Here is a 15714-nt window from a genome sequence, read left to right as displayed (position 1 = left end):
TGGAGCGCCGTCGTAGACACGGCACGCGGGCGCTAGGCGGCGGTGCCCGGGGTGTCCGGCTTCACCGCCCGCTCTGCCGCCGACTCTCGCCGGGTCTCCCGCGCCTCCTCCTGCTTCTCGGCCTTCTTGGCCTTTTTGGCCGCCTTGCGCTCGGCGCGCTCAGCCTTGCGCTTGGCCCGGCGCTCGGCGCGTTCGGCCTTCTTCCGCTCGCGCTCGGAGGCGTGCTGCTCCTTGCGTTCCTCCTTGGCGGCTGCTTCCAGTTCGGCCTTCACCGACTGCGCGTAGCGGTCGACGTACTCCTGGCCGGAGAGCTCCATCAGCGCGTACATGATCTCGTCGGTGATGGCCCGCAACACCCGCGGGTCCTTCTCCATGCCGTAGTAGCGGGAGAAGTCCAGGGGCTTGCCGAACTTGACCTTGGGGCGGATGCCCAGCTTCGGGACCGTGCGGCCGGGAGGCATGATCTTGTCGACGTTGATCATCGCCATGGGGATGACCGGCGCCCTGGACTCCAGCACGAGACGGGCCACACCGGTGCGTCCGCGGTACAGCTTGCCGTCGGGGGAGCGGGTGCCCTCGGGGTAGATGCCGAGCAGCTTGCCCTGCCTGAGCACCCTCAGGCCAGTGCGCAGAGCTGCCTCACTGGCCTTGCCGCCGGAGCGGTCGATCGGGATCTGCCCCACGCCGGTGAAGAAGAGGCGGCTGACGAAGCCCTTCGGGCCGGTGCCGGTGAAGTACTCGGCCTTCGCCAGGAAGGTGATCTTGCGCGGCAGGGGCAGCGGGCCGAAGAAGTGGTCGGAGAAGGACAGGTGGTTGCCGACCAGGACCGCCGGGCCGTACCTGGGCACGTTCTCCACCCCTTCGGCGCGCGGCTGCCACAGCACCGCCAGCACCGGACCCAGGATCGCCTTGACAATCCAGTAGAACACCGAGCTTCACCCCCGCACCCGCGGGGAGCGTCCGACCTTCTTCGTCACGTTCGCCTTCCCGCATTCACGAACAATCGTCGTTATCTTCGCATCAGCTGGGACCGACTACCAATGTCGGAGTAAGTTACCTACAAGTAGGAGGGGACAACGTCCCGATCCACCCCGCTATGCAACCCTCTCACGTTGCAGGGCCGCCCCTACCGGGGCGGCGGGGTTCCGGGCGTCCGGCCCCTGGGTTAGTTTCATAGACCTGACGCCACGTGATCCGCGGCACGTTTGAGACGAGGAAGTCAAGGAGATCCCATGTCACTACTGCCCGGCGCCGAACCGTACCACCGTGGTGGCGGCGGTGTCGGCGTGCTGTTGTGCCACGGGTTCACGGGAACACCGCAGTCGATGCGGCCCTGGGCCGAGTACCTCGCGGCAGCCGGGCTGACGGTGGACGTCCCCCGCCTGCCCGGACACGGAACGACCTGGCAGGACATGGCGACGACGACCAGCGACGACTGGCTCTGCGTCGTCGAGGAGGCGCTGGTCAAGCTGCACGCCGAATGCGAGCGGGTGTTCGTCATGGGGATGTCCATGGGCGGCTGCCTGGCCCTCCGGCTCGCCGAGCTCCACCCGGACAAGGTGAGCGGCGTAGTTCTGGTCAACCCCTCCCTCGCCCTGGAGGACTGGAAGCTGATTGTCGCGCCGTACATCAAGCGGCTCGTGCCGACCACCCGGGGCATCACCTCCGACATCAAGAAGCCCGGCGCCGTGGAGGTCGGCTACGACGACATCCCTACGGCCGCCGCCGCGACGCTGCCGAAGCTGTGGCGCGCCACGCGCCAGGGTATGTCCAGGCTCACCGCACCGGTTCTCGTCTACCGGAGTCACGAAGACCATGTCGTTGGGCCGAAGAGTCTGCGTATCCTCACGAGTGAGGCGGTGAACGCTCGATTGACCGTTCACGCGTTGGAGAACAGCTACCACGTCGCCACCCTGGACAACGACGCCGAGACCATCTTCGAGGGAAGCCTCGCGTTCGTGCGCGAACACTGCGGAAGCGGGGAAGGAATGGACCGATGACGCAACGCCGGGGGAACGGCCTACTCGCGGACGCCTACGTTCCGCTGATCCTGCTTCCTCCGGCCACGGCCGACCGCATGCTCGACGCGTTGCGCCGCTCCGGTATCGCCGCCTACGCCCTGCCTCTCGACGACACGGCGGAGGCCACGTCAGCCGTCGCCGTCGAGGACCCGCCCACCGACCACCTGTACGTCGACGCCGAGGAGCGCGACGCGGCCGCCGCGATCCTCCGCCGCGAGCTGCCCGAGCTGGGCGAGCGCGCGCTCGGCAGCGGCGCATCCGAGACAACGGCGGAAGCCGCGGGGGCGCAGCCGCGCGCGTCGGACACGCCGAGCGCAGAGACGGCGGACGATCCCGAGACCGATGCCGCCGGGGCGGCGTCGGGTGAGGGCGCACGCTCCGAGACAGGGGCCGACGCCGGGGCCACTCCTCCCGCCTCCGCCCCGTCGTCCTCCGGCGCCGACGAGGACGTCTGGGCCGACCTCGTGGCGCGCTTCTACGAGAGCGGCGGCCCTGCGAGCGACGCCGTCTACTGGCCCGACGCGGAGAACCTCAGCGTCCGGGAGTCGGCTGATCGGCAGGATGACACGACGGACGGTTCCGAAGGCGACGACCCTTCCGGACTCGGCGACGGCCCGGTGGCCGAGGGTGCCGACAGCGACGGGGGAGGCGCGGGGCGCCGTTTCGGGCGCGGCGACGACTCCGACCCCTCCGACCACTACGTCCCCCCGCCTCCGCCGCCGTTCCCCCGCGGCGACCTGACCAGCCGCCTGTCGTGGGGCGGACTGTTCGGCGGCCCGCTGCTGCTGCTCGGATCGATGCTCCTGGGCATCCGCCTGCCGGGCTGGCTCGCCTTCTGCGCCGTCGCCGCCTTCATCGCGGGGTTCGTGGTCCTCGTCGTACGGATGAGCGACCGCCCCTCCGGTGGGAACGGACCGGACGACGGAGCCGTAGTGTGACGGTGTGACCATACGGCCACCGAGGATCCCCCGCTCCCTGCCCTCGCTGCCCTCCCCGTCGACTTTCCCGACGTCCGGACGCACGGCCCCGGCCATGGGCTACGAGGCGCCGATCTGGCGCGCCATCAGCGCCTTCCGCATCGCGTCCCTGGTCTACGCGCTCGCGCTCATCGTCCAGCACCACGCACTCCTGGCCCGCCCGTGGCTGGCCTGGACGGTGTTCGCGGCCATGGTCGCCTGGACCGCCGTGGCCGGGTACGCCTACGCCGCCGACCACCACCGGCACTGGCGCTTGCTGCTCGTCGACCTCACCGTCACCTTCGCCTGCCAGGCCGCCACCATGTTCGCCGCCTCGCCCGGCTACCTGCGCATGGCGCCACCGCTCACCGCGACCTGGTTCGGCGGCGCCGCCTTGGCCGCCGCCGTCATCGGCGGTCGGCGCTGGGCGCTCATCATCGCGGTGGGCTACGGCATCGTCGACATCACCGTGCGGGTGACGCTCGGGCTCGACATCACGGCGGCGACGCCGCGCGGGATGGTACTGCTCATCCTCGCCGGGTTCGCCGTCGGCTACATGACCCACATCGCGCAGGCGGCCGAGCGGCGGTTCGCCGCCGCCGTGGAGCTGGAGGCGCGGACGCGGGAGCGCGAGCGGCTCGCCCGCTCCATCCACGACTCCGTGCTGCAGGTGCTGGCCATCGTCCAGCGGCGCGGCACCGAGCTCGGCGGTGAGGCCGCCGACCTGGGGCGGCTCGCGGGCGAGCAGGAAGCCAAGCTCCGCGCGCTGATCGGCGTGCAGGCGCAGGCCGACCGGATGCCGGTGGATGCGGGCGCGGCCGCGTCGGCGACAGGCGTGGAGGAGGGCCGGGCCGACCTGAGCGCTCGGCTCGGCGCCCTGGCTTGCGGGCGGATTACCGTCTCCGCACCGGCCGCACCGGTGTTGCTGGCCCAGCGCGCGGTCGAGCAGATCAGCGCCGCCGTCCAAGCGGCCCTGGCCAACGTCGAGCGGCACTGCCCGGGGGAGACACGCGTCTGGCTGCTCGTGGAGGACGAGGGGGACACCGTCACCGTGACGGTCCGCGATGACGGCCCCGGCATGGAAGAGAGCCGTATCGATGAGGCCGCCTCCGACGGTCGCCTCGGCATCGCCCAGTCGATCAAGGGCCGCGTCCGCGACCTCGGCGGGGAGACTGCGGTTTTCACCGCACCGGGGGAGGGCACCGAAATCGAGATGCGCGTGCCGCGATGAACCCGCTCCCTTGCACGGCGAGCAGCGCAGCGATCAGCGGAACGGTCCACCACAGCTGATAGAGGAAAATCGAGTCACCGCTGCTCCACGGCAGCGATCCCAGGGCCGTACCGACGAGCACGCCGATATAGAGCACGTACCAGCAGCGGGAAATCGTTGGGACCGTGGGAATGGCGCGTCGCAGGAGATCGAATGCGAGGAGGGCGACCCCGAGCCCCCAAATCGTCAGAAAGATCCGGTGCTGGATGGGGTCGATCACGGAAAGCGCGGAAATAGGCAGGTCCCACCCGGTGCGGAATAGAAATGCGCCGGCCACCAGCACGGCCCCGGCGAGTGCCCCGATAGTCGGGTTGGGCGACGCTGCGGGTGGTGGCGCGGTTCTCGGTCCGATGGAGTGATGTTCCATGCCTGCTCCGGGCGGTGCGGTGGGTGTCCGATCCGCACCGAGATTAGAGCGTGGTATTTCCGAAGTCAACGACGTTGAGTTTCACGGAGAAAATGCCGTGGTCGCGGTCGCTTCCGCCCGGTCGGTGGAACATTGAATTACCGCCCCTGCTTATGTCATGAATGGCGGGAGTTGGGCGTGCGGCGTGATCATGATTTCGGGCGTGTGTCGCCGTTTGTCGCTATTTCCCCGGTCGTGGCGGGAAGAGAGGAATCATGACGTCGTCGACGATTCCGGCGACCACTTCGTCGGGGATCGGTGCACCATTGAAGAGGAAGTGGTAGCGCAGCAGCGCCAGACCGGCCTCCAACCGGCGCTCGGTGAGCGCGGCGGGGTCGACCTCGCCGCGATCGACGGCCTGGGACACGATGTCGTACATCATCCGCATGGTCCGTCCGCCCGAGTACTCGCGCACCTCGGCCATCCGCTCCGGCGCGGCCAGCATGTCGCCGAGCAGGCCACGCAACGCCTCGCCCATCGGCCCCGCGAGCACGTGGGCGGTCTCGGTGAGGACGGTGACGAAGTCCTCTCGCAGGCTCCCCGTGTTCGGCGGGGCGGCGTAGGTCGACAGGGCATGGTGGGCGGCGTCGAGGACCAGTTCGGCCCGGCCGGGCCACCGGCGGTACAGCGAGGCCTTGCTCGCCTGGGCGCGTTCGGCGACCCCCTCCATCGTGAACCGCGCATATCCGACCTCCGTCAGCTCGTCGAGCGCGGCCCGGAGGATGGCCGCGTTCAGGGCCGCCCCGCGTCTGCGCGGCAGCTTGCGGTGGTCCGTCACCGGCTCCTCCGGGGTTCCGGTGGCGGCGTCGTTCGACACGGCGGACACGGCCCTTTCTCTGCGCGGCTACGTTCGGTCGCCGATGACCGGATGACCCGGCTGACGGCGTGCGGGCGTCGGCGGGTGGCAGGTGGTCACCTGCCACCCGCCGATTCTAGGAAGGCCCACCTTCGGTCCCGCCTTTCGCCGCGGGGACAGCGGCCTCACCCGGGGCCTCATCGGCCGCACTCACCTCGCCGACATCACCGTCGACCGTCACGATCCGCCCGCTGGTCAACTCGGTCGTCGCCACCCCCGTGCCCATGACCGCCGGGATGCCGTACTCGCGCGCGAAGATCGCCGCGTGGGACCCGGCGCCGCCGCTGTCGACCACGACGGCGGCGGCCCGCTGGAACAGCGGCGTCCACGCGGACCATGAAGAAGTTCATGCAGGAGCGGAGCATCTCGGCGGGCCAGCTCGCGGTGAGCTACAAGGGGCGGCTCGTCTTCGGCCGGTCCTACGCGTGGACCGACGACGAGAAGCTGCGCTTCGGCCCCACGGCGCTGTTCCGCATCGCGAGCCTGTCGAAGTCGATCACCGCCACCGCGGTGAACCTGCTCGTGCAGCAGGGCAAGCTCAAGCTCAGCACCCCCGTCACCGAACTGCTGGAGCTGAACCCGCCGGAGGGCGAGAAGCTCGACCCCCGAGTCTCGGAGATCACGGTGCGGCGGCTGCTCCAGCACCTGGCCGGGTGGGACCGGGACATCTCCGGCGACGCCACGTTCGAGAACTTCGCGACCGCGAAGCAGCTGGGTGTCGGGCTTCCGGTGGGCATCGACCAGATCATCCGCTACGGCGCGGGCAAGCCGCTGGACCACGACCCTGGCACGAAGTACGCCTACTGCAACTACGGCTACATGCTGCTGGGCAAGATCGTCGAGAAGGTCTCCGGGCAGCCCTTCGAGGCGTTCGTGAAGAAGAACGTGCTGAGCCCGATGGGCATCACCCGGATGCGGCAGGGCCGGACCCTCGCCGAGCACCGCGCGCCCACCGAGGTGCCCTACTTCTCCCAGTACACCAGCACCACAGTGATGGACGACTCGGGGAAGAAGGTCCCCCTGCCGTACGGCGGGTTCCGGCTCGAGAACTTCGAGGCGACCGGGGGATGGCTGTCCTCCGCCGTCGACATGGTCCGCTTCGCGTCACTGTTCGACTCGACCAAGGTGCTGAACGCCGCCTCGGTCAAGCGGACCTTCGCCGAGCCCGAGACCGGGATCAACAGCAACGGTTACTACTACGGCATGGGCTGGCTGGTGCGGCCGGTCAGCGGTGGCAGCGGGATGAACACCTGGCACGACGGCAGCATGGGCGGAACGTTCGCCTACATGGTGCGGCAGTACAACGGGATCTCGTGGGTGGCGCTGTTCAACCAGCGTGACGACAAGTCGGGGAAGAGCTACTACGACATCGACAGCTCGATGTGGGACGCGATCAGGAGCGTCAAGAGCTGGCCGTCGCACGACCTGTACGACAAGTACTTCTAGTAGCCGCTGAAATGGGCAAACGAAGGGCGGGGGCCGTGTGGCGCCCGCCCTGGTGTGCTTGTTCGGGGGATGGGAGGAGTGGAAGTTACAGACGTTCGGCCTTGGCATTGGCGAGGAGCGCTGCCCACTCCTGACTGGGGAACGCGAGGTGGCCGAGGGGTCTGTTCTGGGTGTCGCGGATGAGGACCGACTGGGGGGTTTCCGCGACCTCGACGCAGCTGCCGCCTGACTGGTTGCTGTGGCTGGAGCTGCGCCAGATTCTGGCGATCTCGACGCAGCTGCCCCCTGTCTCGTTGCTGTGGCTCGACTTGTGCCAGTTGAGGCGCGCTTCGACGCAGTTGCCGCCCTTGGAATTGCTATAGCTGCTCTTGTGCCACGCGCCGCTCAAGAAGCTCACGCGAGCTCACCTCTTTTCTCTTCCAGAAGTTCACGTGACGCCACTGGAGGCAGTGCAACCCCCCGAAGCTCTCCGTACACGCGCGAATACTCCTGTACTTCCTCAGGGCCATCCATGGGGGTTCCGGAGACTCTGGTCTCCATGTACAGGACTTCCCCTCGCTCAGGGACGGTGATCAAGGTGAATGCCCCGTCCAACCCGGGATGGTACTCCGTGGACAGGGGCACGACCTGCACGACTACATGTGGTTTGCGGGAGATTGCCAGTAAGTGATCTAACTGGCGGGCCATGGTCCCACGGCCTCCGAAGGGTCGAATGAACACGGACTCGTCCACTACCGCGAGGAGGAGTGGCGGATGCTCGGATGTCAAGATGGTCTGTCGATTCATTCGAGCGCGGACCTTTTCGTCGATAGCCGCATCGGATGCAGTGGGAGTCCCGATGCGGATGATCATCCGTGCGTACTCCTCGCACTGAAGCAACCCCGGAATCAGAGTTGGGTGCCACTCCCTGATCTCTGATGCCCTCCGCTGTAACTGCTCGATATCTCTGAACCAGTCGGGGAACGCGTTCGATCCGTTCGTGCGCTCCCACAGGAGGCGAACCTTCCCACCTGTGTTGAGAATGCGGTCGATTTCGTCTACATATTCTACTTTTGTCCCTCTTGCGCCACGCTCCATGGCGCTGAGCATGGACGCTGAGACGTTGAGGGCCTTGGCGAGTTGGTCCTGGGTCACACCTGCTTGTTCTCGGAGCCTGCGTAGTTCTGTACCGAACCTGAGCCACCTAGCGTCGATCTTCTGCACCATGCTGAACAGTGCAGCACACCTACTGAACTTGCGTCCACACGGTTAAACAAATTCCCTCACATCTGTGGATTCTCTGGAAATGAAGTGAGAGTGCAGGGAGTGTTGTTCATGCGGTCGTTGGAATCTATCGGATTTTCGGCGGCCACAAAAAAGCGACCCTGACCGGTGCCCAAACACCGAACAGGGTCTAGATCCCACAACCTGACTCGACAGGTGGAGGACCCATGGGCAAGGCTATCCCGACTCCCGACGGCGGGCGTCCCCGAACCCCGGCCGAGCGGCTGGCGGACTACAACCTCTTCCTCACGCTCGACCTTGAGTACTTCATGACCTGGCGGCTCTCGTACACCGGCCCGCACTACCTCGACCCGGTCAACTACACCGCCGACCGCCGCTTCGACCCGCCCGAGTACTACCGCTCCGTCGGGGTCGTCTCCCACATCGAGACCCCCGACATCTGTGAACTCTCCACTCAGCTCCGGAAGCAGGCCCTTCTCGACTGGGCGCTGCAGACCCCCGACCCGAAGACGGACGGCTGAGCCACCCCCACCGTGCCGTCGAGCCCGAGGCGAGGGGCGGGCTCGACGGCACGGCTCCCGTCTAGCTCCAGGACTGATCGGTTGGGAATCGAATGTGCAGGATCTCCTGGCAGGGCGGATGTTGGCGATGTATCATTGCTATGGACATCACATACACACGATCTTGGGGGTGTCCAGTGGCCGCGACGCAGATCGATCTCGATGAAGAGGCCCTGGCCGAGGCGATGCGGCTCATGGGAGCAGCGACGAAGAAGGAGACCGTTAACGCGGCGCTGCGGGACTATGTCGACCGGGTGAGACGACTTGAAGCCGCTGAGAGGCTGGCCGAGCGCGGGGCCCGCGGGGAGTTCGAGGAGGCCGCCGCTGCCCATGCCGCGATGAAGCGGGCACGCAGGGCGGCCTTCGAGTGATCACCTACCTGCTCGATAACTCAGCCCTGTGGTACCTGTTCCGTACTCCGGGGGCGATGACGTCCTGGGAAGGGCATATTGGCGCAGGTGCGTTCTATATCTGTGAGGCAACGAGAACTGAGTTCATGTATTCGGCCAAGAGTCCGTCTCACCGAGACGAGTTGACGGACGAAATCGATGCCCTGTGCCACCTGTCGACGATTCCGAAGACGGTCTGGCGCTGGGTCGACTCCGCGCAGTACAAGCTGACTCAACGAGGCCAACATCGGGCCGCTGGGCTCGTTGACCTCGTGGTGTGCGCCGCCGCCGTTCATCACGGACATACCGTTCTTCACGTTGACAATGACTTCGTGACGGTAGCGGCGGTACTGAAGGAAGTGGAGCAGCGGGACATCCGCTCCTGATGCCCTCCTTTGTGTAGTCCTGTACTGTTTCCCGTTCGTCCAGCCACCGCGCCCTCGCAGAGGGGTGACACACGGCAGTGGTGGAGGCGGCGGAGGTGGACAGGACGATTGTTCCTGACACTGTTCGGCATCGCAGATGGCCTACCGCGTCATCATCGTTGGGGTCTGCAAGGCGGGCTTGACGTGCTCGCCCGCATGTCACCAGCGACGTCGGAAATCGTCCTCGAAGATCTTGTCGAAGACGTTGTCACCGAGACGGCACAGCATCAGCTTGAAGTCATCGTGGGACCCCGCAGTCGACGTGGTGCTCACCGGAGAGGCGGCGTCAGGGACCGGAAGCTCGCGCGTCACGTGTTCCATGACCTCGGTGAACTGGTCGCACAGTCGGCGCAGCGCCTTGCGGGGCGGGGCGACGTCGTCGTGGCCGGAGGCCCGCAGAACCGTGTACACGCTCTCGGAGAACGCCAGCAAGGTCTCTTCCAGCACGAGCAGCAGTCCGGTCCGCATCCGCCACGAAGAACTCGTGATCTGTGTGAACGCCTCGTCCGTGTGCCACGTCGGTATCACCGCCCCCGTGGGGGAGTAGACCTGGTGCCGGAACGCCTCCCGCAGGCGGACGCGCTGCGGCTTCGCCTTCTCCCTGATCTCCGCGTGCACTTCGCCGATCAGGTACCCGATCCGGCTATAGCCCGCAGGGGCCTCGTCGAGGCCGGGCACGGAGATGTCGACGTGAGTGGCCGAGCCGATCTCGACGTGGGGCTGCTGGGCGGCCCGTTGCTGTTCCGAACGCACCTGGTCGAGGGATTCGGTCAGCGCGTTCAGGATCTCCTGGGTCCGCGACTGCTGGGTCGAGAGCTCTTCCAGGCGCTCGACGACGCCTACGGTAGGCGCCGCGGCGACCTCCCGTCCGAGTTCCTCGCGGAAGTGCCGGATCGCCTGCGCCAGGCTGTCGGTGAATCGTCGATGCCGGTAGGGAATGGTCAGGTCGACCTGGCGCTGCAGGGCCTCCTGCAGAGGGCGGGCGATGTACCCGTTGACCACCAGCAGCACACGGATCGCCGATCGCCCCCGCTCGTCGGTCCCGAGCGATGACAGGGCGCTGTCGATCCGCTCCTGGACCGCGCTCACGTCGGTGTCGTCCAGAACCGGCCCTTGGAACATCACCAGGCAGCCGGTCTCCTCCCGTCCCGGCAGCGGAAGCCAGATCGCCGCGTTGCCCTCCGGATCCGCGGGGTCCCCCGCGCGGGCCTCCACACGCCACCCCTGCTCGCCGAAGAGCTGCCACGCCGTCTGGAACGTGTCTCTGACCTCGACGTAGCTGAGCTGCTCATGCGCCACACGCCGAAGCACGTCAAGGCCGACGTCTTCGTCCTTGGCCACCGCCTGATAGGCGGACCGGCACAGCAGCAGGATGCGCCGGACCTGTCCGCCCGTGAACCGGACGATGTCGGCGAGGGTCGCCTCGTCGAACGGGCGGATACCGTCGCGCCACCCGCCACGCCCCTCGGCGGGGCACCCCTCGTTCAGGCGCTCCACCGACAGGAACGTGCGGATCAGGTCCCGGGTCCGCCCCTCGTCGAAGGGGGTCATGGTGACCGTGGTGGAGATCCGTTCAGCCACGTCGGCCGGAATCAGGTGGAGGAGGTCCGGCAGGCCGCTCATGATGATGAACGTCTCGCCCGCCGCGCCCCCTGGGCCGATCATGTCCTCCAGGAAGCGCTTGAAGAGCCGGGGGATCTGGTGGTCGACCGGGACGCCTTCCGGGTCGGCTTCCTCAGCGCGGGGATCGCTCTCGGGCGGCTGGTCCGTCTCCGGCGCGTCGGGGGAACCGGCCGCGCGACGCTCGTCGAGTAGGAGGTGCATCTCGTCGATCGCCAGGGTCAGCGACCATCCCCGGCTCCGGTAGAGCCGCACCAGCGCCGCCATCGCGACCAGGGCTCGACGCGGGGTAGCGATCGGGCCGATGATCTTCCTCTCCCGCAGAGGGGGAGAGGTGGCGCCGCCTTCAAGCCACCGCCACACATGGTCGCGCATGGCCGGTTCGATGAGCGCGGCGAGCGCCGTCCCCATGTCGTCGTCGCCGACCTCGTCGATCAGGTCGGCCCGCAGCCGCTCCAGAAGCGCGGCCTGCGGCAGCCCCAGGTTCTCGACAACGGAGATGACGTCGATGTCGCTGTCGTGGAGGTGGTCGGCCACCTGGCTGGTCAGCGTGCTGCCCCGCAGGTGGTCGACGACCACGTCCCGGAAGCACTCGGTGACGAGGTGGCGGAGCTGGCTCCGATGGTCCGGATCCGCGAGCAGCTTCAGGAACTGGAGATAGAGGTCGACGAAGTCGGAACCGGCCGCCGACAGCGCGATGATCCGGTGCGAATCGAGGCGCTCGTGGTGCAGGTACCTGAGCACCTCGACCACGAGTCGGGTCTTTCCCATCCCGTAGTCGCCGACCACGGCCAGCGCTCGGCTGGCCCGCTGGGATTCCTCGCCGAAGTCCCGCGCCACCTGCGCAACCTGGGCCCGGTAGTCCCGGGCGCACGAGATCGCGCTCCGGAACGCGTCGGTCTCGATCACCGCCCAATCGGGAACCGGGCGGATGTAGTCGGTCACCCTGGCGACCGGGGAGACCGGAAACGGATTTCCTGAGGAGACGACCATGTCCGCTGATGCCCCTCAGAAGTGCGTGCTCATGAAGCGGAAGTAGAAGCGGCTGATCGCGTCCATGTCGATCTTTTCCAGGCCTTCCTCAAGCGAGTGGTGGTAACTCCAGATGAGCAGATTCTGTAACTCGCTCAGGCTCATCGCGGATTTGGTCGCGGAGTTCTTCGGCCGTTCGATGAGTACCTCCTTCATCAGGAAGTCGATGTCCTCCTTCACGAAGGGGATGAGCGAGTCCGGGTCGAGACCGTTCGTGCGCGCCAGCTCGAAGCGCTTCTCGATCATCTTCCATCCGTCCTCGACGGATAGCGGGCCGAGGCTGAGGACGAGCGGTGATCCGTAGGGATAGGGGCCACCAAGGTCATCCTGCGGACGGGTCTCGCAGAACACCAGCATGTTCCCGGGAACGTTCTTCAGCAGCATGTCGATGGCAGACCCCGGACACTGCTCCGGCCAGACGGCTACGAGTGTGCAGGGGTCCCTGTCCATGGTGAGGATGCGCTCCACGGCCAGTTGGAGAAAGTCGAAGCTCCCGTCCTCCAGGTGCTTTTCGACCGAGTTCCGATCATCGGCGTCGAGTTGCCCGAGCCTCCCCGCGAGGAGGGAATACGACAGCACCCGCCAGAAGGAGCGCCGGTGTCTGCTGAGCGGGTCGTCGTCGCCCGCCCCCTCCGGCTGGTTCCGGATCGAGGAGAGGTCGATGCGCTTGACGGACGTGATCCCCTTGTCCTTCATGGCCGTCTCGACCTCGCTGATACAGCGGTGCACGAGCGTGCTCCGCCCGGAGCCGTCCTCCCCTTCCACGATCACCACCGACCCGGCGATCCCGGGGAGGTCCGGGTCATTGGACATCGGACGCTGCGCCGTTCCCAGGAAGGACCGGAACTGCTGGAAGCAGTCGTCGGTGTGGTCGACGGGAACGTAGTACTCCTCCCGGTGCCCCTTCTCCCTCGGGTCGATCGGCCGGTGGCGGGGGCCACCGGCCGCCTGCTGACCGGCGACCGCGAAGGGATTGGGATTGACCTCGCTTGCTGGCACGTAACCTCAATCCTGTCCTGTGGAAGTCTGCTGAGCCTTGGGCTCGGCCTCCCCCTCGGTCTGATCCCGTGTCTTGGTCCATCGCCAGGCGGTGAACCGCCGCAGCAGCGGCCGCTGAATGGACGCCTCGATCAACGCCACCCGTTTGCCGATCCAGTTCGCGAAGGCATACCCCGCATCTATCTGCTCCCGCGTCGTTTTCCTCCCCCTGGGAACCTGATGGCGCAGTCCCTCTGTGACTGCGGCGATCGTGTCCGGGATAAGCGGCCAGTCGGGATGACGGGCGTGCAGCCGTTGCAGGATGACCTTTAGCTCCAAGCCGCGTTCGTCCACCTGATCCCGAGACGGGGCTGCGCCCTTGCCGCCCTCGAGCGCCCGCAGATAGATGTTCATTTCGCGCTGGAACTCCACTGCCGTTCCCAGCTCCTCTAGCCGCGCCTTCCGTTCCTCCAGGCGTGCGGCCGATCTGCTGCCGACCGCGCTGATCACGAACCCCGTCAGCGCTCCCGCCAGCCACTCCGGCACGCTTCGAAGCGCACCGATGACCCCGCTGAGGGAGGGCCACCCGCCCTCGCTCTTCTTTGGCGGCTTCGGCATCAGGTGCTTCGGGCCGTATGCCTTGATCAGTGCGTGGCAGGCCGAGGTGAACCCGTCGCGATCGGCGGCGCGCCACTCGTGCACGGTCTTCGGGACGGTGTCGGCGGGGAGGGTGACCCACTCAGGGGCGGACTCCACTCGCTCGGCATGCCCCAGCGCGGTCGCCGCCTCGATCAGGTCGGGGCGCTGGTCCGCCCCGAGGCAGTACACGGTGCGGGCGTGCTCAGTCTCGGCGGCGGCAGCAGGGGAGGCGCCCAGCAGGAGCACGCCGCAGGTCCCGGCGATGGCCGCCGAGCCGCGTCTCCATGTCCCCGCCATGGTGCTCATCACCGCACCAACAGCGCTGCGGCCAGGACGAGCGTGAGCACCACCAGGAAGACGATCGCGCCCGCCGCGAGCCACGGCACGAGCGCGGCGGGCACCGGACGCCAGCGTGGCTGCTGCCACCGCAGCTCTACGTAGGGCTGTTCGAGTTCGGGGTGGAAGTGGTACACGAGCCGGTTCAATGCGGAGTCGATCTCCCAGGTATCCCTCGCCCCGGCGATGGCGTCGATCAGTTCCCCAGGTCGATCGGACGGGGAATCCTGTGAAGATTCAACGGCGTCGGTGCGTGCGCTCGCGGCGGCGGGGTGCCGGTGGGGATGCTCGAATTCGGGGGCGGTCCTCTGCGAGCCGGACGCGCGCGACGCGGAGGAACCGGGCATCAGCGGAGGCGCGTCGTCGCGGTCGCGGCGCCATCGCGTGGACTCCCACGCGGGCTCGTTGGCGGCGGTCGGCTGATGGATGCCCGACGCGTCCCGGTCCGCCGTGTCCAGCCGGGGCGGCTCCCGGTCGGACGGCGCCTCCTGCGCGTCCTCCGCTCCGCCGACCGACGGAGACGGCTCCGGCCACAGCTGCTCGCGCGGAGCGGACCTGCGGGGCACGTCCCGCTTCACGATCGCGGAGAGAAGCTTCAGGACCTGTCCCCACGGAATGTCATGGGGCGGAGCTTTCTCGCCCCGTGAGGCGAAGACCCCGTCCGGGTTCCCGATCCCGTCGATCAGCCACCCGGCCATGGCGCGGAAGTCGCTGTCGTTGGCCTCCGCACCCCCTTGTGCGTCGTTCTCAGGCTCGCGCGGCTCCGTGAGATCCAGTCTCCGCCACCCCTCGGGGACGCCGTACGCCCGGTACGGACGGAATGCGATGCGCGGACGGTCCGCCTCGGGGCGCATGTCGGCGGGCCACGGCTCATAGGTGCAGAAGGACCACCCGACCCCGGGGAACCTCGGGTCGGTCTCGCTCCCGAGCAGTTCGACCAGCGAGTGGTACAGGCCCCACAGAAGGAGCAGGCGCCCGTGTTCAGGGAGTGCATGTGGGTCCTCGGGAAGCATGATGTCGATGGGGTCTGTTGGTTCTTCCAGCACGGCCGCGACGAGGTCGGTCAGTTCCGGGCGGCGGGCGGCGTGCCGGTACAGAGTGTCACCGTGGTGATCGCTCACACGACGCAGGTCGCTCGACGAGACCGGTTCCAACGAACCCCAGCCCCATGCCTCCCGCCGCGGTACCAAGAGTCGCTTCTCCCAGGAAGCGACGAGGGTGCCGGGCATGTTCAGGTCGGCGCCGACGAGGGCCCACGTCGTGCTGGACCGGGCGTCTCGGGGCGGCTGCTCGGGCTTGCGGTATAGCAGCGCCCCATTGCCGTCGTTGAACCGTCGGTACCAGTGACTCGGCGCGGCCTGGCCGAGGGCGAACTCGGGTACCCCCACCTTGTTGAGGCGGTCCGCCCAGTTCGACAGTGCGCTGTACTCCGCCTGGGGGAAATCGTGCAACGAAGTCGCGCTCGGGCCGAAGTCCTGCCCCAGTAGGTTGCTTTTCCGCCAACTGAAGAAGATTCGATGCAGATCGGTGCCGGGACGGGTGCTCCGCTCGGTCAT

The 15714-nt window shown here is 67.5% G+C and carries 17 protein-coding genes; 7 read left to right on the top strand and 10 right to left on the bottom strand.

What is annotated here, in order from left to right:
- Positions 1 to 32 precede the first annotated feature (32 nt).
- Complete coding sequence (locus ABD259_RS04630; RefSeq protein ID WP_344107148.1) at positions 33 to 929, bottom strand: lysophospholipid acyltransferase family protein; 897 nt, start codon at positions 927 to 929, stop codon at positions 33 to 35.
- A 303-nt stretch (positions 930 to 1232) separates the two neighbouring features.
- Between ABD259_RS04630 and ABD259_RS04625 the strand changes: the two genes are divergently transcribed.
- The 3 genes from ABD259_RS04625 to macS are packed head-to-tail and all read left to right on the top strand — an operon-like array spanning position 1233 to position 4208.
- Positions 1233 to 2000 carry an alpha/beta hydrolase gene (locus ABD259_RS04625; RefSeq protein WP_344107145.1) on the top strand — a complete coding sequence of 256 codons (768 nt, stop codon included), beginning with the start codon at positions 1233 to 1235 and terminating at the stop codon, positions 1998 to 2000.
- Entirely contained in the window at positions 1997 to 2959 is a 963-nt protein-coding gene (locus ABD259_RS04620; protein ID WP_344107143.1) for a hypothetical protein, read from the top strand. Before ABD259_RS04625 ends, ABD259_RS04620 begins: the two co-directional genes overlap by 4 nt.
- Positions 2960 to 2963: 4 nt before the next feature.
- On the top strand, positions 2964 to 4208 hold the full coding sequence (gene macS, locus ABD259_RS04615; protein ID WP_344107141.1) for a MacS family sensor histidine kinase: 1245 nt from the start codon (positions 2964 to 2966) through the stop codon (positions 4206 to 4208).
- On the opposite strand, the gene ABD259_RS04610 is transcribed toward macS, so the two are convergent.
- The 3 genes from ABD259_RS04610 to ABD259_RS04600 form a co-directional block, all read right to left on the bottom strand.
- On the bottom strand, positions 4159 to 4614 hold the full coding sequence (locus tag ABD259_RS04610) for a hypothetical protein (protein WP_344107139.1): 456 nt from the start codon (positions 4612 to 4614) through the stop codon (positions 4159 to 4161). The genes macS and ABD259_RS04610 overlap by 50 nt on opposite strands.
- A gap of 220 nt (positions 4615 to 4834) precedes the next feature.
- Entirely contained in the window at positions 4835 to 5479 is a 645-nt protein-coding gene (locus tag ABD259_RS04605) for a TetR/AcrR family transcriptional regulator (protein ID WP_344107136.1), read from the bottom strand.
- A gap of 106 nt (positions 5480 to 5585) precedes the next feature.
- Positions 5586 to 5828 (bottom strand): PEP-utilizing enzyme, encoded by a 243-nt coding sequence (locus ABD259_RS04600; RefSeq protein ID WP_344107279.1) that lies wholly within the window; start codon positions 5826 to 5828, stop codon positions 5586 to 5588.
- A 17-nt stretch (positions 5829 to 5845) separates the two neighbouring features.
- Between ABD259_RS04600 and ABD259_RS04595 the strand changes: the two genes are divergently transcribed.
- Positions 5846 to 6955, top strand: coding sequence for a serine hydrolase domain-containing protein (locus ABD259_RS04595; RefSeq protein WP_344107133.1), 1110 nt, complete (start codon positions 5846 to 5848; stop codon positions 6953 to 6955).
- Between the two features lie 85 nt (positions 6956 to 7040).
- Here ABD259_RS04595 and ABD259_RS04590 read toward each other — a convergent pair whose 3' ends face one another.
- Together ABD259_RS04590 and ABD259_RS04585 are read right to left on the bottom strand one after the other, a co-directional pair.
- Complete coding sequence (locus ABD259_RS04590) at positions 7041 to 7352, bottom strand: DUF397 domain-containing protein (protein ID WP_344107130.1); 312 nt, start codon at positions 7350 to 7352, stop codon at positions 7041 to 7043.
- Positions 7349 to 8161, bottom strand: a complete 813-nt coding sequence (locus ABD259_RS04585; protein ID WP_344107128.1) for a helix-turn-helix domain-containing protein — start codon at positions 8159 to 8161, stop codon at positions 7349 to 7351. The genes ABD259_RS04590 and ABD259_RS04585 overlap by 4 nt, the downstream gene beginning before the upstream one ends.
- A 224-nt stretch (positions 8162 to 8385) precedes the next feature.
- Here ABD259_RS04585 and ABD259_RS04580 point away from each other — a divergent pair, with 224 nt between their 5' ends.
- The 3 genes from ABD259_RS04580 to ABD259_RS04570 all read left to right on the top strand — a co-directional run bounded on the left by ABD259_RS04580 (position 8386) and on the right by ABD259_RS04570 (position 9514).
- Positions 8386 to 8700 carry a hypothetical protein gene (locus ABD259_RS04580; protein ID WP_017617078.1) on the top strand — a complete coding sequence of 105 codons (315 nt, stop codon included), beginning with the start codon at positions 8386 to 8388 and terminating at the stop codon, positions 8698 to 8700.
- 176 nt (positions 8701 to 8876) lie between these two features.
- Positions 8877 to 9110, top strand: coding sequence for a type II toxin-antitoxin system VapB family antitoxin (locus ABD259_RS04575; RefSeq protein ID WP_344107125.1), 234 nt, complete (start codon positions 8877 to 8879; stop codon positions 9108 to 9110).
- Entirely contained in the window at positions 9107 to 9514 is a 408-nt protein-coding gene (locus ABD259_RS04570; RefSeq protein WP_344107123.1) for a PIN domain-containing protein, read from the top strand. Before ABD259_RS04575 ends, ABD259_RS04570 begins: the two co-directional genes overlap by 4 nt.
- 198 nt (positions 9515 to 9712) lie before the next feature.
- Here the strand turns inward: ABD259_RS04570 and ABD259_RS04565 are convergent, their stop codons facing one another.
- The 4 genes from ABD259_RS04565 to ABD259_RS04550 all read right to left on the bottom strand — a co-directional run bounded on the left by ABD259_RS04565 (position 9713) and on the right by ABD259_RS04550 (position 15714).
- Positions 9713 to 12118, bottom strand: a complete 2406-nt coding sequence (locus ABD259_RS04565) for a hypothetical protein (RefSeq protein ID WP_344160354.1) — start codon at positions 12116 to 12118, stop codon at positions 9713 to 9715.
- A gap of 63 nt (positions 12119 to 12181) precedes the next feature.
- Positions 12182 to 13204 carry a hypothetical protein gene (locus ABD259_RS04560; RefSeq protein ID WP_344104542.1) on the bottom strand — a complete coding sequence of 341 codons (1023 nt, stop codon included), beginning with the start codon at positions 13202 to 13204 and terminating at the stop codon, positions 12182 to 12184.
- Positions 13205 to 13210: 6 nt separating this feature from the next.
- Positions 13211 to 14128 carry a hypothetical protein gene (locus tag ABD259_RS04555; RefSeq protein ID WP_344104539.1) on the bottom strand — a complete coding sequence of 306 codons (918 nt, stop codon included), beginning with the start codon at positions 14126 to 14128 and terminating at the stop codon, positions 13211 to 13213.
- Complete coding sequence (locus ABD259_RS04550) at positions 14128 to 15714, bottom strand: flagellar biosynthesis protein FlhF (protein WP_344104536.1); 1587 nt, start codon at positions 15712 to 15714, stop codon at positions 14128 to 14130. Before ABD259_RS04550 ends, ABD259_RS04555 begins: the two co-directional genes overlap by 1 nt.

The sequence above is a fragment of the Nocardiopsis rhodophaea genome (assembly GCF_039530945.1).
GTDB lineage: Bacteria > Actinomycetota > Actinomycetes > Streptosporangiales > Streptosporangiaceae > Nocardiopsis_C > Nocardiopsis_C rhodophaea.
The sequence above is the reverse complement of the archived record's forward strand: the minus strand, read 5'-3'. Positions and strand labels throughout refer to the sequence as shown.